This window comes from Streptomyces sp. SID4985, from assembly GCF_009863025.1.
GTDB lineage: Bacteria > Actinomycetota > Actinomycetes > Streptomycetales > Streptomycetaceae > Streptomyces.
Window position 1 is genome coordinate 1 of record NZ_WWIR01000226.1, and the last position, 5,946, is coordinate 5,946.

Consider the following 5,946-nt stretch of genomic DNA (forward strand, 5'->3'; position numbering starts at 1 on the left):
GAAGCCCAGCACAGACACGGACGCATCCACGGACGTACGGGTGAGCCAGACAAGAACCGGCAGCACGACAGCCATCACCACACCGAGCCGAACCCCACACCACAAGGCCAAACGCCGCGCCTCCACCGGAGTACGCACAGCGGTGAGCACCCCTGCCGTCAACATCAGCACCCCCGCCGCCACGACAAGCAACCACACCCGCCCATCCAACTCGGCCAACCGCCCCACGGTGACGGGCCGCCCGGGGGAGTCGGTCAGAAGCTGCCCGACAGGGTCCGGAAGCACCATCCGCAGAACCCCGCCAGCCCGCCCGTCCCAGGGCACGAACAACCCCAACGGCACAGCAATCCACGCCCCATTGGGCGCCCCGAGCAACGCCGCCCCGGCGATACGACGCGGATGATCGTCCCCGATCGCGGCGTACCCGGCAGCGGCAAGTCCCGCCACAACGGCGACCAGCAACACGGTGACGACCGCCGACACCGCAGGCCGCACCCCCCGCTGCACGATCTCCCACCCAGGGGGCAGCGAAGTACGGCGGGACGCCAGCAACGCGACGATCAGCACGCCAACACACCAGCCCAGCCCACCCAACAGCGTAGGAACGGCGTCCACCACGAACCGGATCGCCACGTTGGCATGCGCCAGATCCCCCACCCGATCCGACACGAGCCCCCCGAGCCACCCCCCACTCCCGGATACGCGGCGCAGCCCCAGCGCACCCCCGTCGAGCGTGACAACCCCCCGCCCCACCCACGAGAGCCCCAGAACCCCGGCACCGAAGAGCACCACCAACACGCCAGCGCGCAAGGCCAGTTCACGCCCGGAGACCTCACCCCCCGCCACCCGCAGGGACCGCAGAAAGAACCACCCGAGCAACACCGCCCCCACGAGACTCACCCCCAACGGCGTTGCCTGAAAGGCGACATGGGCCTCGCCCCCGGTCATCCCGAAGGCGGACATGTCGACGGAAGGCGAGACGGAACCCCCCACGGCAAGCGCCACGACGGCAGCCGTCAGCGCCCCCAGCGCCCCCCGGGAATCCGCCCCGACGAGATGCAACCCGAGCGCGGCGGCAACCCCCATCCCCACGAACGCCCACCCGACCCCCGCGACGGCGGACAGCAAGGCATCCCCCCACGGCAGCGAACGCCCTCGCAGAGAACCCGCAGAACCCGAAGAACCCGCAGAACCCATGCCCGCTTCCCCGATCCGCCGGAGGCACCCCACCTCGTCCCCCCGCGAGGGGATTACCACTCTCCGACCCGTTTTCCACCCCGTCAACGGCGCGAGCCGCCCCACCCGCAAGCGCCCCCCGTCCGGGCCGGATTGGGACGACAGCCCTCCGCCTGGAATAGTTCCCCACGATGTTCGACATCCCTAAACTCCCTGTGTCGGGGGTAATTCGGGGGACAACTCAGTGGGGCATGGAGTGCCGGAACTCGTACTGGAATCAAACGGCCGGACCTGGACGCTCGATCCGTCCAGGTCCTACGCCCTCGGACGTGATCCGCGGGGCGACATCGTCTTCGAAGACGCCAGGGTCTCCTGGCGGCACGCCACGGTCCGTTTCGACGGCCAGGGCTGGGTCATCGAGGACCACGGCAGCACCAACGGCACCTTCGTGCAAGGCCGTCGGATCAGTCAGGCGCACCTGGGAGCCGGTTCGGCGGTGCACCTCGGCAACGCGACCGACGGCCCGCGGGTGAACCTCTCGGGCGGCGGGCAGCCCCAGACGCACCAGGCCCACCAGGCCCACCACGCGATGCCGACGCAGGCGGTGCCCCAGGTGCAGCAGGGAACGCCGTACGCCGCACAGGGCGCCGGCGCCTGGAACCAGGGCCCACAGCAGACCCCGCAGGCGCAGCCGGACACGGACTGGCAGGGCGCCCACCAGCCGGGCCACCCACCGGGCCAGCAGCCGGGCCACGCGCCCGCGCACCAGTCCGCGCAGATCCCGCACCAGCAACACCCCGCCCCGCACGCGGCCTCCGTCGACAAGACCGCCGAGCCGGTGTACGGCGACCGCAGCCCGACCACGTTCCACCAGTTCGCGCTCGGCCGCGTCATGCGCATCGGCCGCTCGCTGGACAACGACCTGGTCGTCTCCGACCTCCAGGTCTCCCGGCACCACGCCGAGTTCCAGTCGACGCCCGACGGCCGCTCGGAGATCCGCGACCTCGGCTCGCACAACGGCACCTTCGTCAACGGCCAGCCGATCGGCAAGGGCGGCACGGCGCTGCTCGGCCCGGACGACATCGTCGGTGTCGGTCACTCCACGTTCCGGATCGTCGGCGACCGGCTTGAGGAGTTCGTCGACACCGGTGAGGTCTCCTTCTCGGCCCGCCACCTCACGGTCACGGTCGACGGCGGCAAGCAGATCCTGAAGGACGTGTCCTTCGGCGCCCCGGAGAAGTCGCTGATCGCGGTGATCGGCCCGTCGGGTTCCGGCAAGTCCACGCTGCTCAAGGCGCTGACCGGCTACCGGCCCGCCAACGAGGGTGAGGTGCTGTACGACAGCCGTAACCTCTACAAGCAGTTCGCCGAGCTGCGCCAGCGCATCGGTCTGGTCCCGCAGGACGACATCCTGCACAAGGAGCTGACCGTCCGGAAGGCCCTGAAGTACGCGGCCAAGCTCCGCTTCCCGGCCGACACCACGCCCGCCGAGCGCGACGCCCGCATCGACGAGGTGCTGCGCGAGCTGAAGCTGGACGTGCACAAGGACAAGAAGGTCACCTCCCTCTCCGGCGGCCAGCGCAAGCGCGTCTCGGTGGCCCTGGAGCTGCTGACCAAGCCGTCGCTGATCTTCCTGGACGAGCCGACCTCGGGTCTGGACCCGGGCATGGACCGCGACGTCATGCAGCTGCTGCGCGGCCTCGCGGACGACGGCCGCACGGTCCTGGTGGTCACCCACTCGGTGGCCGAGCTGGCCCTGTGCGACAAGCTCCTGGTGATGGCGCCGGGCGGCTCGGTCGCCTACTTCGGACCGCCGGACGAGGCGCTGAACTTCTTCGGCTACGACAGCTGGGCCGACGTCTTCTCCGCCTTCGAGAACTACCGCGACTACAACTGGGCCGAGCGCTGGAAGGGCTCGCAGCACTACCAGATGTACGCCGCCGACATCGACGCGGTGGCGCCGCAGTCCGTAGCCCTCTCGGCGTCCAAGGCCACCAAGAAGGCCAAGCCGCAGAGCTGGGGCTCCCAGCTGCTGACGCTGATCCGGCGCTATGTCTCGGTCATCGGCTCCGACAAGGGCTTCCTGGCGCTGACGGTGCTGCTGCCCGCGGTGATCGGCGCGGTCAGCCTGCTCATCGACCACAGCAAGGGCCTGCTGGTGAACGCGGTCGATCCCAAGACCGGCGTGCACATCCCGAACAGCACGGCGACGACGGTGATGCTGATCCTCGCGGTGGGCGCCTGCTTCGCGGGCTCGGCGAACTCGGTCCGTGAGCTGATCAAGGAGCGGGTGATCTACGAGCGGGAACGCGCGACCGGTCTGTCCCGCTCGGCCTATCTGATGTCCAAGGTGGTCGTGCTCGGTGTGATCACCGTGCTCCAGGGCCTGATGGTGGCCCTGATCGGCCTGTCCAGCCGGGAGATCCCCGACCGCGGTGTGGTGTTCGGCGGCTCGACGCTGCTTGAGCTGTGCCTGCCGGTCATGGCGCTCGGCTTCGCCTCGATGATGTTCGGCCTGGTGATCTCCTCGCTGGTGAAGACCTCCGAGAAGACCATGCCGCTGCTGGTGATGTTCGCGATCGTCCAGGTCGTGTTCACCGGCTGCCTCTTCGCCCTGCACGGCACCCCGGGTGTGAACGAGTTCTCGTACCTGATGCCGTCGCGCTGGGCGGTGGCCGCCGCGGGGGCCACGCTGGACTTCAACAACATCGCGCCGAACCTCGACGACCCGAGCAGCACGGACCCGCTGTGGGACCACACGGCCGGGGCCTGGGCGCTGGACATGGTGGCGCTGATCGCGCTCGGCGTGCTGTGCGGCTTCCTCGTCTCGCGCTTCCTGCGACGGCACGAGCCGGAGGTCATGCGCAAGTAGGGCGGGCGCGGGCAACCGCCTGGTGAGGTACGTGAAGGGCGGCATCCCCGGCGTAGGGATGCCGCCCTCATGCGTGTCTCAGAGGTCCGCGCCGGCCTCAGTACGCGCTGTTGACGTTGTCGATCGTGCCGTACCGGTGGGCCGCGTAGTTGGCGGCGGCGGTGATGTTCGCGACCGGGTCGTAGATGTTCCACGAGGTGCCGGACACGTGGTACGTGGCGAAGGTCGGCGGGATCACCTGGAGCAGGCCCTTGGAGGGGATGCCGTTGATCGCGTTGATGTCCCAGTTGTTGATGGCACGCGGGTTGCCGGAGGACTCACGGATGATGTTGCGGTGCAGGCCGCTGTAGCTGCCCGGGATGCCCTTGGAGTGCATGATGTCGAGCGAGTGGCGGATCCACCCGTCGAGGTTGTTCGCGTAGGTGCGCGCGGCGACCGTCTCCATCTGCGGGCGCTCGGCGGACCGGCTCGCGGCCTTCTTGGCGGAGCGGGACGCGGCGGCCTTGCGGGCGGCGTCGGCAGAGCGCTTCTTGGCGGCGGAGTCGGCCTCGGCCTTCGCCTTGGCGGCGAGCGCGTCGAGCTTGAGCTGCTGGTTGGCGGCCGGGTCGGTGAACGTGCCCTTCAGGTCCTGGACCTGGGTGTGCTCGGCGGCGACCTGGGTGTGCGCGGCCGGGACGCCGGTGGCGACGGCCGTGCTGCCACCGGGAACGGCGGCGAGGGCGATGGCGGCGGCACCGAGGGTGCTCACACCGGCGACCGCGATCTTGCGCTGCTTGTCGAGCGCGTTGAACTTGCTCACCTTCGCCGAGGCGAAGGCGCCGAGCTTGTCCATGGAACGACTGAGACGATCGGTGTCGAGGAAGTTCTGGGGCATGGCTGATGGACCTCTTTGAGTGAGCGCGGAGGTCGCTCCTGCGTCCGCCGGAGGAATCGGCTCCTCCCGCACGAACGCCGCGGGGGGAACCCGCGGCGCTGAGCGACGAGAGCAATTCTTAGCGGCCGCAAAATGCCATGGCAACGAGGTGAAGTACTACCCTGCATAGTGGATCAGGTAAGGGCAAATCGGGACAGATTGGAGCATCCGTCCCGTTCACCGTGGGACACCTTGTCTCCTATGTCCGTTCGTACGTGATCTGCGCCCTATGCGAGGGCTCACACCGGTAACTCCCTCTTCTCACTCGCCGTCGTCAGTGCGGAGCTTTGCGTAAGCACTCATTCGTGAGCCTCGTGAGTCTCGTGGGGGAGGAGGAGATGGACGTCCCCGAACTCGTGCCAGAGGTACCGCTCGCGCACCGCCTCCGCGTACGCCCGGTCCACCGCCGCCCGCCCCGCGACCGCCCGCAGCATCAGCAGATGCGAGGCCGTCGGCTCGTGCAGCCCGGTCAGCAGCCCGTCCACGACCCGCACCCCGCGCTCCGGTGTGACCACCAGATCCGTCCAGCCGCCGGCCGCCCGCACCACGCCGTCGGGCCCGGCCGCCGACTCCACGGCCCGCACCGCCGTCGTCCCCACCGCGATCACCTGCCCGCCCCCGGCCCGCGCCGCCCCGATCAGCCGCGCCGACGCCTCCGGCACCGCGAACCGCTCCGGATACGGCGGCTCGTGCGCCTCCGTCGACGCCACCCCGGTGTGCAGCGTCACCGGGGCCAGCCACACCCCCCGGCTCACCAGCTCCGCCACCACGCGCGCCGTGAACGGCCGCGCCGCGCTCGGCATCTCCGCGCTCCCCGTCCCGTCCGCCGACGGCAGCGCGAACACCGTCTGATACGCCGCGAGCGACTGGTCCCGCTCTGTATAGGGGTAGCGGATGGGACGGCCGTGCTCGCTCAGCACCCGGGCGACCGGCGCCCCGGACGCCCGCGCCCACCACAGCCGCGCGCCGTCGCCGCCCCCGGCCA

At 70.0% G+C, this 5,946-nt stretch carries 4 protein-coding genes; 1 reads left to right on the forward strand and 3 read right to left on the reverse strand.

The genetic code is table 11. The features are described from left to right. Window positions 1–1,197: streptophobe family protein (locus tag GTW40_RS09255; protein WP_237525419.1), on the reverse strand; the 1,197-nt coding region annotated here is incomplete at its 3' end. A 235-nt stretch (window positions 1,198–1,432) separates the two neighbouring features. On the opposite strand from GTW40_RS09255, the gene GTW40_RS09260 reads away from it, so the two are divergent. Next, window positions 1,433–4,048 carry an FHA domain-containing protein gene (locus GTW40_RS09260; protein ID WP_343245644.1) on the forward strand — a complete coding sequence of 872 codons (2,616 nt, stop codon included), beginning with the start codon at window positions 1,433–1,435 and terminating at the stop codon, window positions 4,046–4,048. 97 nt (window positions 4,049–4,145) lie between these two features. On the opposite strand, the gene GTW40_RS09265 is transcribed toward GTW40_RS09260, so the two are convergent. Continuing rightward, on the reverse strand, window positions 4,146–4,880 hold the full coding sequence (locus GTW40_RS09265) for a transglycosylase SLT domain-containing protein (protein WP_161179686.1): 735 nt from the start codon (window positions 4,878–4,880) through the stop codon (window positions 4,146–4,148). 380 nt (window positions 4,881–5,260) lie between these two features. Beyond that, window positions 5,261–5,946 (reverse strand): S-adenosylmethionine:tRNA ribosyltransferase-isomerase (locus GTW40_RS09270; RefSeq protein ID WP_161179684.1); only part of this gene is annotated, 686 nt, incomplete at its 5' end.